Source organism: Leptothoe sp. EHU-05/26/07-4 (genome assembly GCF_043421015.1).
Lineage (GTDB): Bacteria > Cyanobacteriota > Cyanobacteriia > Phormidesmidales > Phormidesmidaceae > Leptothoe > Leptothoe turfae.
In genome coordinates, this window is record NZ_JAXSQV010000002.1 from 371277 (window position 1) to 391712 (window position 20436).

Here is a 20436-nt window from a genome sequence, read left to right on the forward strand (position 1 = left end):
GCAATCAACGTTAAGCTGCTTTTTTCTTCTTTTTCAGTCTAGCCCGCCCCCGTTTGATAATGGGTCGTCTCGGTCTGTGAGGTAAGGTGGTTCCAACGGTGCGCCCCGGAGATTTACCTCGGGGTTTGGACTCAGCAGCCGGGGTGCCAATCTGCCGAATAATTCGCGTGAAGTCACGCTGAACCATGGCTGGTGTGCAATGGTGTTGAGTGTAATCGGGTAAAAATCGTTGCCACGGTTGCGGGAGTCCCTGAGCCAACAAGCGTGCCATCCACAATTGAGCATAAGCTAACCAGGAGAATTGAACCCAGGCTTCCTCTTGAGTGACATCAGGGGTTTGCAGGTCATTCATCATGAGGTTCTGCTTCGTGAAGCGAATGCCGTGTTCAAGATTGAAACGCTCGGTATAGCCTTGGTAGGCATTGCGGGTATCTAGCGGTCGCCGAGAGTGGCCAAAGACGATGAGCCATTGGGGTTTGAAGATGCGGTGTCCGGTGGGGTCAGTGAGCTGTACTTGGACAAGGTCAAAGGGGTGAGCATGCATGGGTTGGGCGCGTGAGCCTTTCATCAGCAGATCATGCCAACGCGTTAAGGTAACGGTCCGAAGATGGCCTTTGGTAGTGGTGGTTTCAAACCTGATTTGCTCGTCAGGGTCCCCCCACGTGGTCTCATCTTTGAGGTCGAAACGCAGGCCATACCAACGAGGATGGCCACGCCGTTTCTCAGTAGATGCCTGCGGTACCCGATAGAAGACACGATTGGCACGACTGCGGGTGACAATCACTCGATTTTCCTGAGTGCTGAAGGGATAGAGAAATCGGCGATGGCTATAATCACTATCGACCACCAGCACACACCGCTGCCCATGCCAGGGGACGGTTTCGTCATTGAGCAGACGCTCTACCTGCTGCTGCCCCACCCCGACCTTGCTCTCAAAACTGGTGACCCGTTCCACGCTGAGCGGAACAATCCAACGACGCGCCCCCGTGACCTCAGCTTCGGGGATAGCGGCCATCAGTGAATAGTTGTGCCCCAAGGTGATCGGTTTTTGGCCTGCCACCACCGTGGGTTTGTAGACCGACTCACGATCCTTAAGAGTGATGGCATGGGGGCGACTCACCGGAGTGACATCCACACCAAATAACCAATAATCCCGATGGGACGGGGACGGTACCCCCTTGGCAATTGACTGTATCCACGTCTGAGGAAATCGAGACTGAGGAGGACTCCCGTCAGGTTGGTCTGACGCGCTCACCTCATCGCGGGTTACCCCCAAGGCTCCGATAGCCGCATATAACGATCCATACTCTCGCCGAAACAGAGGGTTGAGGCTTAACTCAACAACAGACCTGGCATGGGTATTCCCACACAAGGCATCTAACAAATCCATCAGACTATCGGAGCGTTGATTGAAACTAGCGTAAACCTGATCTCGAAATTGGTTGAGTTGATTGATACGATCTTGCACATTCATGGCAATAGGCTGAGCTTCTTTTGGTTTTGCTCTTTATCGCCTATTGCCGCTTCCTAGTGCATTCCTCTCTTCAAATTTCTACAAAGTCCAAGTCATTAGCATCGTGCTTAAAAATGGGGGTCTTACCCCCACAAATATCGTCACATTCGGTTAAACAAATAACCGCTGTTTCCATAGCTCGAAACAGCAGGCTGGTGTAGCAGACATCCACGCGATGCTCACGGAGCTTACATGACGCAATGGTTGCTTCAGCCCGCCCCCGTTCACTTAGCGGGACATCAACCCAACCTGTAAATCGATTCTCTGCATTCCAAAGGCTTTGGCCGTGGCGCGTCAAAATGAGTTCAGGCATAGTAGTAATACCTCACTTATTTGTGTTCCAGATATGAACAAGAATAGTCATGTGCCCGCTCGATTACGCAATGCTTCAGGCAAATGGTGACGATCGCCCAAACGGGTCAGCATGGGGCCATAGCGACCAAAGGTAATGACGCTGATAGAGGCAACGGGCATTTCGATGCGATCGCGATATCGCCCCAGATCAATCCCCAATAGACTACAAATAATAATCCGAATGGTCGCCTTGTGAGACACCACTAGTACATTGCCCGTTTCGTAGGTCTCCTTAATCTCCGCAATCACAGTATTCGCCCGGCTCGCAATCTGGAGAGACGTCTCTCCCCCCGTGGGTGGATTCCAAGCCGGTTCAGTCATCCAGCGATTGTAGTCTGGGCCGTATAGCTGCTTAACCTCATCCTGGCTGCGATCTTCCCAAGCCCCATACTGCAACTCCTTAAGACCCTCCCGCAGCTGCGGCGTCATCCCCAGGGCCTCACACAGGGGTTTGGCCGTCGCCATGGTGCGCTTCATCGGACTGGTAAATACTGCTGTCCAGTCCATGGCTCCATAGGCATCTGCAAATGCCTGGGCCATCTCCATCCCCGCTGGCGTTAGCTCTGGGTTAAGGGCACCACAATAGCCACCAGTCTGGCTGTGGGTTGTTTCACCATGGCGGAGCAAATAAATGCTTAAACCCATGATTGGTCTACCCGTAACCCAGCATCCGCTTGCACGTAATCCTTGAGGGTTAACGGCACCGGCTGCACCTGCCAGATAGTCTCCCCATAGTCACGAATGGACCGATCTGAGGAGAACTTACCCATACGGGCAGTATTTAGGATAGACATGTGAGTCCAGCGGTCAGTGTCGGCATAGGCCTGGCTGACTTGGTCCTGGCAATCAACATAGGCTTGATAATCAGCACATAGAAGATAAGGATCTTGATACAGTAGATTATCAACTAGGGGCATAAACAAGTTTTGGTCGCCTCTAGAAAATACGCCAGAAGAAAGCTGGTGAATGATTTTTTGAAGGTTGGGGTTGCGATCGCAATATTCATTCGGTCTATAACCTTGGGCCTTCAGCGCCATCACCTCTTCCACCGTCAGACCAAACAAAAAGAAATTCTCTTCGCCAACCTCTTCACGGATTTCCACATTGGCCCCATCTAACGTACCAATGGTCAAAGCTCCATTCATTGAGAACTTCATATTACCTGTTCCAGACGCCTCTTTGCCCGCTGTAGAAATCTGTTCTGAGAGATCGGCAGCAGGATACACAGGCTGACTATTGGTGACATTGTAGTCAGGTAAAAACACTACCTTTAGACGGCCCGCCACATCAGCATCGTTGTTGACCACCTCGCCCACAGAGGTAATCAATTTAATCATTAGCTTGGCTAAAAAGTAGCCTGGTGCCGCCTTGCCGCCAAAGATAAAGGTGCGGGGAACAATCTCTTGAGCCGGATTCTCCTTAATCCGGTTGTAGAGCGTAATAATGTGTAGCACATTCAAATGTTGTCGCTTATATTCGTGGATGCGCTTGACTTGAATGTCAAACATTGACGTAGGGTCCACCTCAATACCGGTAAAGTTGAAAATGCGCTGGGCCAATTGTTGTTTATTGGCCAACTTCACCTGTTGCCAGGCGGCACAAAACTCAGCATCGTTGACATACGCTTCTAGCTGCCTCAGCTCATCTAACTGTCGCACCCAGCTATTGCCAATTTTGCTGGTGATCAGGTCAGCGAGCTGGGGATTACTCAACACCATCCAACGGCGAGGCGTCACCCCGTTGGTGACGTTGGTGATTTTAGTTGGCCATAGCTCATGAAACTCTTTGAGTACGGTGCTTTTCACTAGCTCACTGTGCAGCGCAGCCACCCCGTTGATGGCATAGCTACCCACCGACGCCAGGTTCGCCATCCGCACGTAGCGTTCTCCCGACTCATCAATTAAAGATAGCGCAGCTATTCTACCTCCATCATTGGGAAATCGTTGCCGGACTTCTTCTAAAAACCGTTGATTAATCTCATAGATAATTTCTAGATGTCGAGGCAACAACCGACCAAACAACGACAATGACCATTTTTCCAACGCTTCTGGCAACAGCGTATGGTTGGTATAGGCAAAGGTCCTTTGGGTCACATACCATGCGGTATTCCAAGGCATGGCGTGTTCATCCACCAGTAAACGCATCAGTTCGGCAACGCCCACCGCCGGATGGGTATCATTCAGCTGAGCTGCAAACTTCTCATGGAAGGTTTCTAAACGATTGCCTTCTGCTAAGTGGATACGAATCATATCCTGCAGTGAACAGGACACAAAGAAATACTGCTGCTGCAGTCTCAGCTCCTTACCCTGAACCTGTTCATCGTTGGGGTAAAGTACCTTGGTCAGGTTTTCCGCCGCCGTCTTATCATCGACCGCACCATAGTAATCCCCCTGGTTGAAGCGTTGAAAATCAAACGATTCACTGGCTTCTGCTTTCCATAACCGCAGGGTATTGGCTGTGTTGACGTGGTAGCCCAAAATCGGTGTGTCGTAGGGAATGCCTTTGAGGGTATAGTTTGGCAACCAGCGCACGCACTGTTCCCCTTGGTCGTTGGCATAAAACTCAGTATGTCCGCCAAATTTTACCTCAACAGCGATATCGGCCTGTAAAATCTCCCATGGATTGCCGTACTGTAGCCATTTATCGGTAATTTCCACCTGCCAGCCATCGCGGATCTCCTGGTCAAAAATGCCAAACTCATAGCGAATACCATAGCCAATGGCAGGAATTTCCAAACTGGCCAAGGACTCCATATAACAAGCGGCTAACCGTCCGAGACCACCGTTACCTAAACCGGGTTCTTCCTCCTGCGCAATTAACTCATCTAGATCCAGACCTGACTCTGTCAACGCCCTTTGGATAGGCTCATAGATATCGAGATTGACCAAATTGTTACCCAGGTGAGGGCCAAGCAAAAACTCTGCTGAAAGATAGCAAACGATGCGGACATCTTGTTTGTCGTAGGCTTCGCGGGTTGCCAGCCATCGCTGTAGCAACCGATCTCGCACCGTATAGGCCAGGGCCATGTAGTAATCATTTTTTGTCGCGGTCCCTGGATACTTACCCTGGACGTAAAACAAGTTATCGGCCAGGGCACGCCGCAGCGTTTCTATGCTCAGCCCGGTGCGGTCGTCTTCTACGTCTACAGTAGGGCAAGCTGCAAGATTCTCAACTTTCATCAGTGTTTTACTCCCAGAACATACTTAGCGATATGATTATTCACCTGGCGAGGATGACTAGCCTGGAAACAGTATCGCTTTATGACGGGCTCACTTTGTGACGGGTTCACTTTGTTTTTATTATTTAAAGGAAACGGATTACAGACAATAAGGCTTCTGTACCATCTAATTTTAGCTAGATTACAATAAACTGTATAAATTCATCTGAGAACCGATGAAAACAATCAGAAAACAAAGGCATACACGGGCTCAAAATAGTGTTTTTAGTAGAGGTCTAGTATTTTGTGGCCCACTGTAAATAACTGTTTCATGACTAGGCCCAGGTCTTTACTATCGAGCATCTGAGCCAGGGAATAATGCAAATTGTTAACTTGATTAGTCCCATAAACATCTCTTAATTTAGAGAATTTATCGTAGTGGTTTGTTGATTAACGATTAAAATTCCTGCGGCTATGTTACCGGGGGATCTCTCTAGGAGAATATCACCTCAAAAGCTTTTCTAGTCGTGACTTTGCCAACACTCTGATTGGTGTTAAAACAAGCTCAAGTTTTTGTTACTGCACTGTGGCTTAACAGCTGAGTGTCAGGATTATCTGTACTGCGCAGCATATCCCCAATTCGCTTAACAAAGCTAGCTGTGGGTACGGCCAATAACAATCCCAAGAATCCAGCCACTTTTGCGCCTATTAGTACTGTAATTAGCACGACAGCTGGATTCACCCCCGTCATCCCACCAATTAAACGAGGGGCCACTACATTCTCATTGATCTGGCCCAAAATAATAGCGGCTACTAGCACCTTGAGCCCTAGCCATAGGCTTTGACAAGCAAGTAGCCCACTGACCAATAAAATGGTAATGGTGCCACCAAAGGGAATGACACTGGCAAGGCCGATAACTACGCCAAATAACAAACCGAAGGGAATCTGTAATAGTGTGAATGCCACCGATAACACTGCCCCTAGCAATAACGCAATAATCGATTGACCCGCAAAATAGTTTTGGAGGCTAGGTTGAAGGGCTGCCTGGATGCGATCGCGCCACACCATGGGCAACCAGCTAATCAAACCGCGCCATAGGTCAGGGCCAAAAATCACTAGCAAAATGCACAAAATTAGCGTAATCAGCAGATTGACGGTGCTGCTAATGGTCTCAACCGTCAGACTTATCAGCTGACTGGTTAAGGACTTTAATGCCGTTGACGTTTGTTGGATCAGTTGAGTCGAGAGATCGCTCAAATCCACCGGCAAGTTTTGCATGATGCTCTGATCATCAAGGAATTGAATCTGCTCTTCGATTTTGTTGAGCCAAACCGGCAGACGATTGGCAAATTCAACCAGCTGTTGAAAAATCAGAGGACCTAAAATCAAGCTAATGACACTGACTGCAACCAGTGCCGATATCAGCACCAACGTAATTGCCCAGCCCCTGCCCAGCCCCTTTTTTTCTAAAAAGACGATGGGAAACTCTAGCAAAAAGGCCAGTAGGCTCGCCAGAATCACGATGCTGGTAATGGGCTGAAAATATTGAAAGAGCAGAACTATCAGCCAACCATCTAGAAAAATGAGGGGTAAAATGAGTCCAAACTTGAGCCATCCTGGTAGTTTTTGCTCTAGCAACATATGGGGCACAATAGCTGGAGGTTACAATTAGTCATCATAGCGAACAGCTAATAAACCCTGAAGTAGTGTAGATATCTCACAGGTCTATAGTAACGATAGATTTCTATGCTTCAACATTTTCTTCAGGATGCGGTAACACTATTTGTTGTCATTGACCCGATTGGTCTAGTACCTATTTTTATTGCCATCACGCAAAGGGAGCCCCAGGTTAGCCGCAGACGTATTGCATTGCTTGGGGTAGGCATTTCAACGTTAATTTTGTTAGCGTTCCTTGTCGTTGGCCAATCTCTGTTAGCGGCTTTGGATATCAGCCTGCCAGCCTTCCGAACAGCCGGGGGCATTCTGTTATTAATTGTTGGCCTCCAGATGGTCCTACAGGATTCAGGCGGTCATTCAGCCTCCACGGATCCTGCGTCATCCATTGACCTGGCTGTATTTCCATTGGCAACGCCTCTGATTGCAGGGCCAGGGGGCATTATGTCAGTGGTGTTGTTGACTGACAATACAAAATTTGGCTTTATAGACCAGACAGTGACAGCATTGGCATTGCTGAGTGTACTGTTCATTACCTTTATCGCGTTGCTATGTGCAGACTTGATTCAAAAAGGTCTGGGACGAACGGGCGTTAATGTGGTTACTCGCATTTTAGGGCTATTACTGGCCGCCTTGGCCATGGAAACGATCTTGGCTGGTGTGAAAGGATACTTTGGATAACTGTCATAGCCTGGGATTTTGCTCAGCTGTTTGCTTAGCTGGTGGTGCGATCGCATCCTAATGAGTTGACCAATAATGGGCTCCAACCTCCATTAGCTTCACCTACACTTGAAAAGAAGTTGCTTTAAACATTTTGCTTGATCGGTGGCTAATATTACCGCCATCACCCTCAATTTCAGCTATATTCAACCCTATTCGGTATGATATCTGCCACGGTGCCCAATCTTACAGCCCATACCTTGGATGTTTCACGGCTTTTGTTCGATCTAAAGCGGTGTGGAGATTTAGTCGGCAAATTTACCGGCTGGTTGACCCCCGATGAGATTGCCGTCTGCGTTACCAATGGGCTGATTGAGCAATTTGGCTGTGCATTTACGCGCATTTGGCTGGTGGAGCCCGATCGCCGTACTCTGCGACTAGTGTCCTCATCTGGTCTCTACACTCGTTTAGACGGTGACTTTGCTCGGGTACCCATGGGGGCCTTTAAGGTTGGCAAAATTGCCCAGCACTGCATTCCTTTTTTAAGCAACTGTCTGCCCGATGAAGACTGGGTTAAAGACCGAGAATGGGCCATCGCTAACAATATTCAGGGCTTTGCCGGATTGCCCCTGATGGCAGGTGACCAGGCCATTGGTGTACTCGCGGTTTTCAGTCATCGTCCCATGGCACCTGAGTTTTTAGAGGTCCTACAGATCCTCAGTTTGTCTGTGGCTGGTGCCCTGGCCAGTGCCGTTAACCATCAGGCCTTGTTAAAAACACCGGATGCCGCTCACCTATCGGAGCAGTTAGCCGCTCTGCTTGGGGGCAACCGGCTAAGTCTGTTGGGTACGGAACAACCGTTGGCGTTGCCGATCACCCAGCTATTGCTCCAGATGGCAAATCGGTTGGTCAAGTTGTCTTGTCAATATTGTCGTTTGGTTTACGATACAGATACTGTTGTCCTAGAGGCCATGTTGGCGACCACCCCTGCGCAGCCCCTAAATGAGACAACTCTGATCGAGGTTTTCCAGGATATTTTAGCCACAGGACAAACCCTGGGCGGTGAGTCTCAAATCCAGACAGGGACTGATGTGGCCCAGGTGCGATTGCGGTTACCGCAACAGTTGAGTTCATCCCAGGTGACTACAGCCGCTTCGCCCCTCTCCGAGCGGGAACAAGAGGTGATGCGATTGCTAGCCCAGGGTCATCGCGATCGCGACATTGCAGAACAGCTTTACATCAGTGAGAGAACGGTCAAGTTCCACGCCAAGAACATGCTAGAAAAACTAGGCGTTCGCACCCGCATTCAGGCTGTGTTTGAAGCTACGAAGAATGGTTGGTTGAGCTAACCTGGGTATCTTTTATTCCTGGGACAAAGGTCCTTTATTGTCGCCATTTCTACCCTATGGCTAGCTATGTTTTGGGATTATGTTTTTTGCTCACCATGACTATGGGACTTTGAGGATGCTGAATGTAACAACCAATAAATTTACTACAGATATAAAAGATAGCGTCGGCACTTTATTAAGTAATTAATTGATTAGTTCATATGTACCCTAGTGTGATACATTAGTACTTACATTTTCTAGTCCCTATGCCTCATTAAGTTCCCAAGGGATCGGTCATTAGCGCTTAGACATCCCTGGTTTCCATTTGCATTTCTCACATAAGGAGTGAGCTATGACGTTAGCAAAACCTACATCTAGCCCTGCTAGTTTTGATATTTCTGTCGCTGATGCCACAGAGCAGCCTCGTATTGCCCTCGAAAGCAAGCTGAGTAATCTAGCTACCCAAGCCACGGACAGTACTCTTAATCTATGGGTTCAGTATCAGCCGCTGGTCCTTGAGAAAACGCAGGCCGTTTGGCAGCTGCTGCGCAATACTCAGCCTATTCAATTGCTTCTAGCCGCAGCCCTAGCCGTACTCACCATTGCTTTGGTCACGTTGACGACTACGTTCAGTGGATTGATTATTTTCGGTCTTAAAATCACTGCTCTGGTTTTGTCCACTGTTGCCGTTGGGCAATGGGTTGTTCGTGGTTTGAGTTGGGCTGATGAAAAACTACCATCAGCCGTAGACACGAATAAATAGGTGTTTAGCTGAGCGAGTGTTGATCAAAAGGCGGTGCTTCTAACTGGGTTAGAAGCACCGTTATGGCGTGAGTTAGCCCACGTAACACAAAATTTAATACCTGTAAAAAGACTTTGATGATGCAATCTGCATTATTTATAGTTTTCTGCTTTATCTTTTAGATTTAAGGCAAACTGCTCAAAATATGGCGTCAGGTCTGGAATTGAGCGAGTTATTAACGGTGACATCAAACCGCTAAATTTTTCTTCCATATAAAACTCCATAGGGCCATGACTATCACCCGACAAGAGAAATGTACGAGCACCGACAAACAGCCCTAGGGGCATGCCGCCGCGCCAAATCATTTTCTTACCAGGTTCAAATTCTATAACCTTGACAGGAAATACCTGGTCAGGGTTACTTTTTGAGTAGACTTTGAGCTGTTCTCCTAGGGCAATATTACCTTCAATTTTGCCTACGGTCTCGTTCCAGTCAGGGTATTTTGAGCTATCAGTGAGTATGGCCCAGATGGTATCTGCACTGGCATTGATCGTTTTGGTGACGCTATAGGTTTTCATTATCCCTCCTTGTGAAGGCTTACAATATCACTGTTAGAACAAGAGCAGGTGACAGTATTGTTAATATATAAAACTTACAAACCAAATAGCTACTTGTCGAGCCTTGTTAAATTCTATTGGCAGTTTGAATTAAATTCAGACTTGCAAACAGTTTATACGGAAAGAGTAATTCCTTCTGGAGAATTGCAACTCATATTTCACTACAGAACCCCATTTAAAGAAATTAGCAAACATAGTCAAAGCCTCATCCAGCCACAATGCTTGATTTGTGGACAACAAACAGAATACAAGGATGTCATGACAGCACCTGGTTCTGTGGGAATGTTGGCTGTTGTGTTTTATCCTTGTGCCTTTAGAGCTTTTTTCCCAAATCCGGTTAATGAATTTACTAATCAAAGTATTGCTTTAGACAATATCCTCCCAGTGGAAATAAAAGCATTGCAAGAACGTATTATTGAAGCCAATGGGGTTTATGCACGTATTCTGCTAATTGAAAATTTTTTACTTCGCAGACTATCTATCCCTGATGATTTCTCTCTCGCTCAGGAAGCTGTCAATATCATTGCGGGTGTCAATGGGCAAATTGCCGTCAATGAAGTAGCAAGCAAGCTAGATATCAGTAAACGACAATTAGAAAGAACATTTCTAAAAAATGTCGGAATATCGCCGAGAAAATTTGGCCGTATTGTCAGATTTAATACCTCTATCAAGCATTTCGAAAGAGCTACATCCCTGACAGCACTTGCGTATGAAGCTGGATATTTTGATTCATCCCATTTAATCCGTGATTTTAGAGAATTTACTGGTTTATCGCCCAAAGCGTTTTTTAGACACCCTTGTCAAATACCAGAATAGATGTCGCATTCTTACAATTTTTTTTAGCAAGCTTGAGATACATTGCAAACATACGATTAACCAACGGAGGGGAATGTTATGCACAACAAAAATGTATTACTCAAGCAAATTAAACACCACATCAACGAATTATCTATAAATATAGGTGAAAGACCCACCGGCTCCGTTGCAAATCATAGAGCAGAAGATTACATTAAGCGGGTCTTTATTCGAAACAAGTTTAAGGTCACATTACAGAAATTTGGCTGCCTCGACTGGGAGAAAAACGAAACAACCTTAAATATCGGGGATACTAAAGCTGATGTTGAGCCTTCACCCTATTCGTTACCTTGTAACGTTCAAGCTGGTATTGAGGTGGTCAACAGCATATTTCAGCTTGAGCAGGCTGACTTGGCAGGTAAAATCGCTGTTTTATGCGGCGAACTAACCCAAGAACCATTGATGCCAAAGAATTTTAAATTTTATAATCCCGAGCATCATCAACGAATCATTAGCTTACTGGAAGAGAAAGCGCCTGAAGCGATCCTGACGACTAGCTTGAATGATAAACACCTGCTTCCTGTCCTTGAAGATGGTGATTTTGATATTCCATCGGTTGTATTTTCTAAAAATGATAGAGATAGGCTTGTAAACAGCAATTTACCGATTCATTTGAGAGTTAACAGTAAACGGAAAAAGACAACCGGTGCGAATGTTATTGCTAGAAAAGGTCAGGCTGGTCAAAGTAAATTTGTTGTCACGGCCCATTTTGATACTAAGGCAGGAACACCAGGTGCACTTGATAATGCCGTAGGCGTTGCTGTCTTACTTACCCTATCAGAGATGTTAAAAGAGACAATATCAGAACATGTTGAGGTCGAATTAGTCGCGTTTAATGGTGAAGATTACTTCTCTACACCGGGGCAAATAGCCTACCTCAATACATACAATAGTGAATTTAATCAGATCAAGCTTGCCATCAACTGTGATGGGTTAGGACTAAAAGATAATAAAACTGGAATATCTTTAATGGAATGTTCCGAGAAACATGCTGAACAAATCGAATCAATCTATCACTCATTTAAAAGTATTCAAGAAATACCCCCTTGGTATCAAGGCGACCATATGCTGTTTGCCTCTGCCAAAGTGCCGACCATTGCCATCACATCTACCGGGATATTTGAGTTGATAGATACGGTTATTCATACCCAGCTCGATACACCAAGCTTAATAGACCCGGAACTGATTCTTGATGTGTGCCTTTTTTTGCAAGAGATTATCAACTTAGAAGGGAAAGAATAAATCTCAACTGCGAGCTGAAAACATGAAACAGTTTTTGGCTCGCAACTATATTGATCAAACTAAGCATTAGTGATTTTGGATATAGATTCTGATGTTCTATCACTGCTCGGGAAACACTATAAGAATTGGCAACACCACAATGGAGTACGTAACATTTGGGCGTGGCGATACTCCGCTGATTATTCTTCCTGGTCTTAGCGATGGGCTACAAACGGTGAAAGGCAATGCCGTTACGTTAGCCCTTTACTATCGACTGTTTGCACAAGACCTTAGAGTCTATGTGTTTAGCCGCAAACAAGACATGGAAGAAGGATATTCCATCAAGGATATGGCGAACAATCTAGATAAGGCCATGGGTATATTGGGGATTGGGCAGGCTTTTATCTTTGGGGTCTCTCAAGGTGGCATGATTGCTCAGCGTTTAGCTATTGATTTTTCAGACAAGGTTTCTAAACTTGTTATAGGCGTATCTGTTGCCAGACAAAATCAAACCATTCAGACTGCTATTGGCAATTGGATAACAATGGCAGAGCATGGTGATTATAGACACCTCATTATCGATACAATGGAAAAAACCTTTACTGAAAACCGGCTCAAAAGGTATAAACCCTTTTATCCAATACTTACAAGAGTAAGCAAGCCAAAGTCTTTTGATAGGTTCCTAAAGCAGGCACATGCCTGTATCAAGCATGATACTTACAGCGAACTACCTTCTATTCAATGCCCTACTTTAGTAATTGGGGGTGATTCAGATAACGTTGTAGGTCTTAACTCCTCTGAAGAAATGGCAGAGCAAATTCGTGATAGCACATTGATTATCTATAAAGGACTTGGCCACGGAGCGTATGAAGAGGCTAGAGATTTTAACCATCAGGTAAAGTCTTTTTTGCTTCACGGATAAATGAGACAAACCTACCTCTTGGGGGAGTCTTCAAACGGATTTCACGGCCCCTTCGAGTTCCCTTTCTGGAAGTAGTCATGTTATCCCAATTAGGTACACTGAAGTTTCCCATGGACCGAGCCCCGGAACGCTGCTCTAAAACCCACCATATTAGGGTATCCCTAATTACATAGATGGGGTTATAGCGTATATCCTGACTGGTTTTTGCAAAACAGGTAGATCATGAAACTCCAATCATGAAGCTAATTCTTTAATGCCCTTTACCAGTCTATCCACGCCTAAAGATGCATTGTCTAGAGTGAGGCTACCATAGGAAATTCTAACATAACAACCCTGATGCATACCGAATGCCTGCCCTGGGATGACAGCTACTTTATAAGTCTCTACTAACTGTTTAGCCAAATCTAAATCTGATAGATCCGAATTGACTTTTATGAAAAAGTAAAATGCTCCGTTGGGCACAACAATTTGACAATTTTCAGGTAGAGCCTTCAGTTTTTGGAGAATACTCTCTCGAACTTTTGAAATTGCTGATAAATGAGTAAAAAGATACGCTTTATCAGTTTTTAATGCGCCTAGGGCTGCATATTGTGAAATGACTGGAGGACAAATTAAGGTAACCGTCCCAGGAAAATAAAGAAATCTTAGGGTCCGTCGTACGTGAGCTTCGCTAAGTTGGTGGCATGAGTGAAGAGATCGAAATTGCTGGAGTCAAGGTACCAAGAGCGGACTGGGAGGCAACCCCAGCAAGTATCCGTGCATTGGTGCTGGTTCTTAGCGAGCGCTTGAAGCAACAAGATGAGCGTTTAAGCCAGTTAGAAGAACGATTGAATCAGACCTCACAAAACTCATCAAAACCCCCTTCGAGTGATGGATTCAGCAAGCCTTCAGACGGTAAAAAGAAATATAAAAAGCGGTCTCCACTAGGCCAACCAAGATCGTCACCCCGTCAGGCTCGTAAACTCAAACCCAGCGACGAGTGTGACCAGGTGCATGACGTGATGCCGTCGACGTGTGCAGACTGCGGTGCACCGTTGAGTGGTCACGATAGTCATCCCCACCGTCATCAAGAAATCGAACTACCGCCGATGGAGCCAATGGTGATTGAATATCGCCTGCATCAACTCAGTTGCGGTGTCTGTGGTCAGGTTACCCGAGCGGCTTTACCGCCAGGGGTATCGCCCTTGGGCTATGGGGAACGATTAAGTGCAATCGTGATGCTGTTGAGTGGCCCGTATCGTCACAGCTATCGTCAAGTGTGCGCGCTCATGGCGGACCTGTTTAGCGTTCGTCTCTCTCGTGGGAGTGTCGGTCGCTTGCGCAATGAAATGAGCGACGCCCTCAGCGTACCCGTGGCCGCTGCCAAGGACTATGTTCACACCCAGCCAGTGCTCCATAGTGATGAAACCAGTTTTCCTCAAGGGAATCGGGATGGTCGAAATCCCAAGCAGACGAAAGGATGGTTATGGGTGTTGGTGACACCCCTAGTGAGCTTTTTTGAGGTTGTTCTGAGTCGGTCTCAGAAGACCGCAAAAGGTCTGATTGGTGAATCCTATGAAGGTATCGTGGCCTCTGACCGCTACAGTGCCTATAACTGGATTGCGTTAGACCATCGGCAAGTGTGTTGGGCTCATCTCAAACGAGACTTAACAGCAATGACAGAGCGTATGGGTGTTTCTCACGAGATTGGGAAAGCGTTGCTGCGTCGCCAGCGTCGGCTGTTTCGGTGGTGGCATCAACTGAAAAATAACACGTTGTCCCGTGAGCAGTTTATCCGTCAAGTCACCCAGCTACGGCAAGGATTCAAAACGACGTTAGAAGAGGCTGCTTCACTACCGATTGACCCTCATGAAAAATCTCCGTTGGCGAAGACCGTCAGAACCTGTCGTCGGTTGCTCAAGGTCGAACCTGCGTTATGGACCTTCGTTGCCATCGGAAATGTTGAACCCACCAATAATGCGGCTGAAAGAGCCTTGCGGCCAGCGGTGATTTGGCGGAAAACCAGTTTTGGTTCTCAAGCTCAACACGGTAGTCAGTTTGTTGCACGCTTGTTGACCGTCACTGCCTCGCTCAAGGCTCAGGGCAGAGATATGCTTGATTTCCTCGCTCATGCCTGCTTGGCTGCACGAACTGGAAAAGAGCCTCCTTCGTTGATTCCACAAGATCAACGCTAGGGACGGTTACCAAATTAAGTTAGTGTCTTGTATTTTTAGAATTGATGGTAATAACTTTTTAGGAATAACCATATACCCAATGCGCCAACTAGCAAATCCATAGGTTTTGGAAAGGCTAAAGAGGGAAATGGTGTGGGGCATACTATTCGGAAAGGAAGCAGGCGACGTATGTTTTACTTTGCCGTAAGTAAAATATTCATAGGCTTCATCACTAATGTGATAGATGCCTGCATCCTGGCAGATCTGATTAATTTCTCTCAGAATAGACGCATCATAAACGACGCCGGTAGGATTGTTAGGAGAAATTGTAACGATGGCCTTTGTTTTAGATGTGATTGCTTGGCGTAATTTATCTATTTGTGGATGATAGTTGTCATCAGTCTGGACAGGTATAGGATGACAATTGATCATGCCAATTGCCATCTCATGATTAAAGTAATAAGGAGTGTTTAAGATGATTTCGTCTCCAGCATGGGTAATGGCTAATATGGCATTTAAGAATCCCATATTGCTACCAGCACAAACGACAACACAATTATCATGGCCGATATCAATTTGGTTGTCTCGTTGTAATTTCCCTTGGATGCCACTTAATAGTTTGGGAATGCCAATTGTTGCTTGATATTTATGCTCTTGGGGGTGGGCTAGAAAATCTTGAATTGCTTCGATGGAACTATTTGGTGGTGTATATGAAACAACTCCTTGATCTAAAGGAATGGTGCCAGGATTGTTTTTGATCAGTTCTTTGATAAGCGGGATTATCGGAGTCTGTATACTTTGCATTCGAGAGTATACGGTACTAGTCGTTGCAGCCATTTTCATTGAATATTACTTCGCGTATTCCTGATCTCTTGTCAGCAAGTGTATCTCTTGATGCAACGTAGTCCCTATGGGTGATGAAAATCCGTGATTTCACATCACAGATCTCACCCATGCCCGCAAAGCTAGTTCGGCGTCGACCTCATCTTGCCTGGCTGTTGCCAAAAATTCATACAGCTTCACCTTAGGTACCAGCGGAAACGTAGGACTCTCCTCTACTTCCCCATACTCACCATCGCAAAAAGCATAAATGCGCCAAACCTCGCCGTTATACCGCCAAAATTCTGGGACTCCCATGGCAGCATAGAGCTGTAATTTATTAATGTCTGTATGGGTGATGTCCACCTCTACCACTAGATCAGGGGGTGGGTCTTGCTCCAGATCAACATCCCGACCAGCAACCAGGGGTTGATTCTGAATATAGTAAGCATCATCTGGTTCAGCAGATTTATCCAGGGCCTCCCTGTCCAGGGTGGTTGAGCCCATTGTCTTAACCTTCATTCCTAGCTCTACCACTAGAATACGAATAAAAAGCTCAATTAATCGAGCCGAAAACTCGTGAATTTCAAGTGGCATAGTTACTTCCAATGTCCCGCGCATGTAAGTAAAACGAATGTTGCGATCGCGACTCAGCGTATCCCGCAGAATCTGGTAACGCTGCCAATCAAGTTCGCGAAACAAAAAACGTTTTTCACCAACAGGCTGTGGCACCGGCTGTGAAATAATCGGGGCAACGCTGACCATAACGGCACATGGAAGCAAAAGAAATAGATTTAAGTATTCTAGCTTTGGAAAAGGTGTGTTGAGAACGTCTCCTCGGCAAAGCCCGTTACCGATTTATCTGGGTAAGGTCTACCTAGCCCCCTTTACATACAGCCCTGCTCAATGATGAGCTTAAGCGAGCGATGCATATTCTTAAAACTAAGCAACGCATTCCCCAACTATTGTTACAACCTATGACGAACCTTTCTAGTCCATATCTTGCTTAGCCCCATTGAGTTTAACTGTGCCACCATTTAAACCTTCTCCATATCCAGAAGCGTCTAAAGGGAGTAATTCCCATGGCCAGACCAAAGATCGTTTTTTATCTACCTCAGCCTTTTTGGCCAACCACCTGGCCAAAGAATGCTAATGATGATTGGCCTGGATTTAGGTTAGAAATTTACGCTTGGACCCTGCAAACCTATCTACGGTTGAAAGATGTGGGGTTTACCTGTGAACTGAGCCAACAACTCCCGAATCAGGGCATTGTTCTGTTTCACAGCAGTGTATTGCAAGGAGCATCATTAAAACCAGGGGCTCGACAACTGTTCATCTGTCTGAAGGCAGATGCCCCACCCCATGTCCATGCACAGCTACATATTGTTCAAAACCCAGTGGAGGCTTCTCCGCGTCGAGTCTTTATGCCCCATTGGCCACAGCCAGGACTACTCCCCCGTGATGCTGAACGGGAAAATCGGTTTGAAACCGTTGCTTTTGTAGGGCATCAAAACAGCCTAGATTCAGAGTTCCAGTCCCCCATTTGGCAAGAACGACTGGCTCAATTAGGGCTACAGTGGCGGTTGGTTTCTAACAGTGGGAACGACGATATCCCCCACGGTAATCAATGGCACGATTACCGTGAGATTGATGCAATTGTGGCTGTGCGAAGTTTTGATCCCCGGCTGCATTGGCAAACTCAGAATTTTTGTAACAAACCGGCGACAAAACTTTATAATGCATGGTTAGCAGGGATTCCAGCTATTTTAGGCAGGGACAGTGCCTACTGGGCAGAACGTCAAAGTTCCCTTGATTATCTAGAGGCTAATTCCCTCTGGCAGGTGTTAGAACAATTAACCCGTTTGCGGGATAATTCTAACTTACGTCAAGCGATGGTGGCCCATGGGTATCAGCGGGCCCTGGCCTGTACGCCCCAGGCCATTACTCAGCGTTGGGTGTCGTTGTTGAACCGGGTGGCGGTGCCTGCCTATGAGTATTGGTGCGGACAACCAGAATTACAACAAACAATAGGGTTGTTGAGATCGCAATCCCCCTCTCTTCCAAATCGTCTGCAACGACAAGCGAAAAAACTTTTGCGTCGATCTTCATAAACTAGGGCTGTCCCGTCTACAGGTAGCTGATATCTTGTAAGCAAGTGGTATCTCTTGGTGCAGCGTGGTCCCTATTCGTGATGAAAACCCGGTTCAGATTACGCCCTACGTAACCTACGGACTAATCACCCTCAACGTTTTCGTCTTTCTCTACGAACTCACGCTGTCGTCCCCCATGGAACTGACCGCCTTCTTCCACACATGGGCCGTAGTTCCAGAGCAGCTAACCGTCAGTTTCTTTGGTGATGGGAGCATCCCGTTTGACATCTACGAATGGTCCACCCTATTCACTAGCCAATTTATCCATGCCGGTCCCCTACATCTGGCTGGCAACATGCTGTACCTATGGATTTTTGGCAATAACGTAGAAGAACAGCTGGGGCGGGCTCGCTATCTGTTGCTCTATCTGGGTTGTGGTGCCCTGGCAGCCTTGACCCAATGGTACTTTGGTATGTTTTCTGACATTCCGTCCTTGGGAGCCAGCGGTGCGATCGCAGGTGTGATGGGAGCCTATATTTTCAAATTTCCCACGGTTCGGATCGTAACAATTGTGCCTCTGGGATTCCTGTTCTTGCCCTTCAGAATTCCAGCCATATTCTATTTAGGCATCTGGTTTCTACAGCAAGCGGCCTATGGTGTTGCCAGTCTCAGTATCCCCACTAATGTTGGCATGGCAGATGGCGGCATCGCCTACTGGGCCCATGCAGGCGGATTTGTATTTGGGGCTATCTTGGGACCAGCCCTGGGGTTATTCAGTTCTAACGAAGAGACTCAGCAAGGGTAGAACCGACTATCATCTTTCTGTGAGATTTCTCTGTAACACTGCATAGCAAGGTTTTGAAGCATTGAGCTGATACCTATCACGCAGTGTTACAGAGGTTTTGGAGATGTCCTCGGACTTTGATTCAGCGACCTTAGCTCGTCCTGGAAAGTATGAGAAAGAGCATAATTGGCGAGATCACTGGCTTCCCTGGTTAGTGATAGGTATTCTGGCTGGGGGTGGCTTGGTTTGGTTTATCAATCGAGAAAGCAGCGCAGTAATCGCCCCAGAGACTGTTGCCCAAGGACCACCGCCACGACCAGTGGAAGTAACAAGATTAACGACGGGAGAGGGTATCCGATCAGTTGAACTCATCGGTCAAGTTGAGGCGAGAACCAGTGCGACGGTGCGATCGCAAACCCCAGGCGTTGTACAACAAATTTTGGTTGAGCCGGGAGACCCGATCAACGTCGGTGCAACCATTGCAGTCCTCGATGACTCTGACCAACGCCTAGCCCTTTCCCAAGCCCAGGCGACTCTCGCCTCTGAGCGTAGCAATCTAGCCGAGTTAGAAGTCGGCACCCGGCCCGAGATTATTGAACAACGCCGAGCCCTATTGCAGTCAGCTCAGGCCAGGGAAGCAGAAGCTTTAGACAATCTACAGCGAACGCAAGAATTAGTAACTGTGGGCGGTCTACCTCAGCGATCGTTAATTGAAGCTCGAACTGCTGTTGCTGATGCCCAGGCATCGCGCTTAGAAGCCGCCGCTGTCCTCGCCGAAGCCACCGCAGGCCCTACCGCCGAAGAAATTGCGGCCCAGCGTGCCATTGTCACCGCTAGTCAGACCGCTGTGGATCAAACCCATCTCGAAGTTAGTCGCACACAAATTCAGGCAACCACGGCTGGAACTGTTGAGGAGCGCATGGCTAATGTAGGAGACTACTTGGAGATCGGCGATCCAATTCTGTCGATGGTTGACCGCTCTGACCTGGATATTTTTCTCGAAATTCCTGAGGATCTTGCGGGTCAAATTACGCCAGGGTTAACTGTTGAACTCACCTCCCGTGCTTTACCTGAGTGGCAGGGGCAAGGTGCGATCGCAGGTATCATCCCCACCGCTGATGAAGCCTCACGACGCCAGCGAGTCCGGCTTCAGCTAGCCAATCCGCCCACCGGATTGCTGCCCGGTATGGCCATCCAAGGCACCTTAGAGCTGGCAAGCAATACCTCCGGCTTTATCCTTTCCCGTGATGCCCTTGTGCAGAGAGCTGAAGAATGGATGGTCTTTTCAGTTACTGACGACCAAGCACAGGCCATCGAAGTTGAAATTGTTGCTGATATGGGGACATCTGTGGCTATTATCTCTGATCAGCTTGAAGAGGGTCAATCAATTGTTGTGCGAGGTTCTGAGGGGTTACAGGATGGGGCAACGGTAAATGTTACGGATGATCGATCGGCGGGTGAAGAGGGTGGGTAGGTGTTATTTGTTCCTTGTTATTGGTTATTGAGTCTTTGTTATTGGTTGTTTAGATCATTGCGTAGAATGCTG

The 20436-nt window shown here is 47.0% G+C and carries 17 protein-coding genes and 2 pseudogenes; 10 read left to right on the top strand and 9 right to left on the bottom strand.

What is annotated here, in order from left to right; all coding sequences use genetic code 11:
- Positions 1 to 10: 10 nt before the first annotated feature.
- The 5 genes and pseudogenes from U2F10_RS03525 to U2F10_RS03545 form a co-directional block, all read right to left on the bottom strand.
- Positions 11 to 1474, bottom strand: a complete 1464-nt coding sequence (locus U2F10_RS03525; protein ID WP_499870799.1) for a transposase — start codon at positions 1472 to 1474, stop codon at positions 11 to 13.
- Between the two features lie 82 nt (positions 1475 to 1556).
- A pseudogene (locus tag U2F10_RS03530) lies at positions 1557 to 1826 on the bottom strand (histidine phosphatase family protein); the annotation flags it as partial.
- A 47-nt stretch (positions 1827 to 1873) separates the two neighbouring features.
- On the bottom strand, positions 1874 to 2512 hold the full coding sequence (locus U2F10_RS03535) for a histidine phosphatase family protein (RefSeq protein WP_163702964.1): 639 nt from the start codon (positions 2510 to 2512) through the stop codon (positions 1874 to 1876).
- Positions 2503 to 5046, bottom strand: coding sequence for a glycogen/starch/alpha-glucan phosphorylase (locus U2F10_RS03540; protein ID WP_499870801.1), 2544 nt, complete (start codon positions 5044 to 5046; stop codon positions 2503 to 2505). Before U2F10_RS03540 ends, U2F10_RS03535 begins: the two co-directional genes overlap by 10 nt.
- 543 nt (positions 5047 to 5589) lie before the next feature.
- The gene (locus U2F10_RS03545) at positions 5590 to 6666 is read right to left on the bottom strand and encodes an AI-2E family transporter (RefSeq protein WP_163661696.1); all 1077 of its coding nucleotides are present in this window, start codon (positions 6664 to 6666) and stop codon (positions 5590 to 5592) included.
- Positions 6667 to 6771: 105 nt separating this feature from the next.
- Here U2F10_RS03545 and U2F10_RS03550 point away from each other — a divergent pair, with 105 nt between their 5' ends.
- From U2F10_RS03550 to U2F10_RS03560, 3 genes are all read left to right on the top strand, one after another.
- Positions 6772 to 7380, top strand: coding sequence for a MarC family protein (locus U2F10_RS03550; RefSeq protein ID WP_163660411.1), 609 nt, complete (start codon positions 6772 to 6774; stop codon positions 7378 to 7380).
- Between the two features lie 200 nt (positions 7381 to 7580).
- Positions 7581 to 8708 carry a LuxR C-terminal-related transcriptional regulator gene (locus U2F10_RS03555; RefSeq protein WP_499870803.1) on the top strand — a complete coding sequence of 376 codons (1128 nt, stop codon included), beginning with the start codon at positions 7581 to 7583 and terminating at the stop codon, positions 8706 to 8708.
- 331 nt (positions 8709 to 9039) lie between these two features.
- Positions 9040 to 9450, top strand: a complete 411-nt coding sequence (locus U2F10_RS03560; RefSeq protein ID WP_163660407.1) for a hypothetical protein — start codon at positions 9040 to 9042, stop codon at positions 9448 to 9450.
- A gap of 131 nt (positions 9451 to 9581) precedes the next feature.
- Here U2F10_RS03560 and U2F10_RS03565 read toward each other — a convergent pair whose 3' ends face one another.
- A complete protein-coding gene (locus tag U2F10_RS03565; RefSeq protein WP_499058950.1) occupies positions 9582 to 10007 on the bottom strand; it encodes an SRPBCC family protein in 426 nt (141 codons plus the stop codon).
- Between the two features lie 48 nt (positions 10008 to 10055).
- On the opposite strand from U2F10_RS03565, the gene U2F10_RS03570 reads away from it, so the two are divergent.
- From U2F10_RS03570 to U2F10_RS03580, 3 genes are all read left to right on the top strand, one after another.
- A complete protein-coding gene (locus U2F10_RS03570; RefSeq protein WP_499870804.1) occupies positions 10056 to 10862 on the top strand; it encodes an AraC family transcriptional regulator in 807 nt (268 codons plus the stop codon).
- Between the two features lie 78 nt (positions 10863 to 10940).
- On the top strand, positions 10941 to 12143 hold the full coding sequence (locus tag U2F10_RS03575) for a M28 family peptidase (protein ID WP_499870806.1): 1203 nt from the start codon (positions 10941 to 10943) through the stop codon (positions 12141 to 12143).
- A 139-nt stretch (positions 12144 to 12282) separates the two neighbouring features.
- Positions 12283 to 13044, top strand: coding sequence for an alpha/beta fold hydrolase (locus U2F10_RS03580; protein WP_499870808.1), 762 nt, complete (start codon positions 12283 to 12285; stop codon positions 13042 to 13044).
- 234 nt (positions 13045 to 13278) lie between these two features.
- Here the strand turns inward: U2F10_RS03580 and U2F10_RS03585 are convergent, their stop codons facing one another.
- Positions 13279 to 13656, bottom strand: a complete 378-nt coding sequence (locus U2F10_RS03585) for an aminotransferase class I/II-fold pyridoxal phosphate-dependent enzyme (RefSeq protein WP_499871600.1) — start codon at positions 13654 to 13656, stop codon at positions 13279 to 13281.
- Positions 13657 to 13727: 71 nt separating this feature from the next.
- Between U2F10_RS03585 and tnpC the strand changes: the two genes are divergently transcribed.
- Positions 13728 to 15218 carry an IS66 family transposase gene (gene tnpC, locus U2F10_RS03590; RefSeq protein ID WP_499870809.1) on the top strand — a complete coding sequence of 497 codons (1491 nt, stop codon included), beginning with the start codon at positions 13728 to 13730 and terminating at the stop codon, positions 15216 to 15218.
- 12 nt (positions 15219 to 15230) lie between these two features.
- Here the strand turns inward: tnpC and U2F10_RS03595 are convergent.
- Together U2F10_RS03595 and U2F10_RS03600 are read right to left on the bottom strand one after the other, a co-directional pair.
- A pseudogene (locus U2F10_RS03595) lies at positions 15231 to 16040 on the bottom strand (aminotransferase class I/II-fold pyridoxal phosphate-dependent enzyme); the annotation flags it as partial.
- Positions 16041 to 16130: 90 nt separating this feature from the next.
- On the bottom strand, positions 16131 to 16781 hold the full coding sequence (locus U2F10_RS03600) for a Uma2 family endonuclease (RefSeq protein ID WP_499870810.1): 651 nt from the start codon (positions 16779 to 16781) through the stop codon (positions 16131 to 16133).
- A 317-nt stretch (positions 16782 to 17098) separates the two neighbouring features.
- Here U2F10_RS03600 and U2F10_RS03605 point away from each other — a divergent pair, with 317 nt between their 5' ends.
- The 3 genes from U2F10_RS03605 to U2F10_RS03615 all read left to right on the top strand — a co-directional run bounded on the left by U2F10_RS03605 (position 17099) and on the right by U2F10_RS03615 (position 20364).
- Complete coding sequence (locus U2F10_RS03605) at positions 17099 to 18127, top strand: glycosyltransferase family 1 protein (RefSeq protein WP_163660396.1); 1029 nt, start codon at positions 17099 to 17101, stop codon at positions 18125 to 18127.
- Between the two features lie 64 nt (positions 18128 to 18191).
- Positions 18192 to 18911 (top strand): rhomboid family intramembrane serine protease, encoded by a 720-nt coding sequence (locus U2F10_RS03610; protein ID WP_163660394.1) that lies wholly within the window; start codon positions 18192 to 18194, stop codon positions 18909 to 18911.
- A 103-nt stretch (positions 18912 to 19014) separates the two neighbouring features.
- Positions 19015 to 20364, top strand: a complete 1350-nt coding sequence (locus U2F10_RS03615; protein WP_499870812.1) for an efflux RND transporter periplasmic adaptor subunit — start codon at positions 19015 to 19017, stop codon at positions 20362 to 20364.
- Positions 20365 to 20436: the final 72 nt, after the last annotated feature.

Excerpts from the sequence above, each read along its gene's own strand:
- U2F10_RS03605 (WP_163660396.1), top strand. The coding sequence starts at position 17,099 with ATGGCCAGACCAAAGATCGTTTTTTATCTACCTCAGCCTTTTTGGCCA.
- U2F10_RS03560 (WP_163660407.1), top strand. The coding sequence starts at position 9,040 with ATGACGTTAGCAAAACCTACATCTAGCCCTGCTAGTTTTGATATTTCT.
- U2F10_RS03615 (WP_499870812.1), top strand. The coding sequence starts at position 19,015 with ATGTCCTCGGACTTTGATTCAGCGACCTTAGCTCGTCCTGGAAAGTAT.
- U2F10_RS03580 (WP_499870808.1), top strand. The coding sequence starts at position 12,283 with ATGGAGTACGTAACATTTGGGCGTGGCGATACTCCGCTGATTATTCTT.
- U2F10_RS03545 (WP_163661696.1), bottom strand. The coding sequence starts at position 6,666 with ATGTTGCTAGAGCAAAAACTACCAGGATGGCTCAAGTTTGGACTCATT.
- U2F10_RS03555 (WP_499870803.1), top strand. The coding sequence starts at position 7,581 with ATGATATCTGCCACGGTGCCCAATCTTACAGCCCATACCTTGGATGTT.
- U2F10_RS03540 (WP_499870801.1), bottom strand. The coding sequence starts at position 5,046 with ATGAAAGTTGAGAATCTTGCAGCTTGCCCTACTGTAGACGTAGAAGAC.
- U2F10_RS03575 (WP_499870806.1), top strand. The coding sequence starts at position 10,941 with ATGCACAACAAAAATGTATTACTCAAGCAAATTAAACACCACATCAAC.
- U2F10_RS03550 (WP_163660411.1), top strand. The coding sequence starts at position 6,772 with ATGCTTCAACATTTTCTTCAGGATGCGGTAACACTATTTGTTGTCATT.
- U2F10_RS03535 (WP_163702964.1), bottom strand. The coding sequence starts at position 2,512 with ATGGGTTTAAGCATTTATTTGCTCCGCCATGGTGAAACAACCCACAGC.
- U2F10_RS03600 (WP_499870810.1), bottom strand. The coding sequence starts at position 16,781 with ATGGTCAGCGTTGCCCCGATTATTTCACAGCCGGTGCCACAGCCTGTT.
- tnpC (WP_499870809.1), top strand. The coding sequence starts at position 13,728 with ATGAGTGAAGAGATCGAAATTGCTGGAGTCAAGGTACCAAGAGCGGAC.
- U2F10_RS03525 (WP_499870799.1), bottom strand. The coding sequence starts at position 1,474 with ATGAATGTGCAAGATCGTATCAATCAACTCAACCAATTTCGAGATCAG.
- U2F10_RS03565 (WP_499058950.1), bottom strand. The coding sequence starts at position 10,007 with ATGAAAACCTATAGCGTCACCAAAACGATCAATGCCAGTGCAGATACC.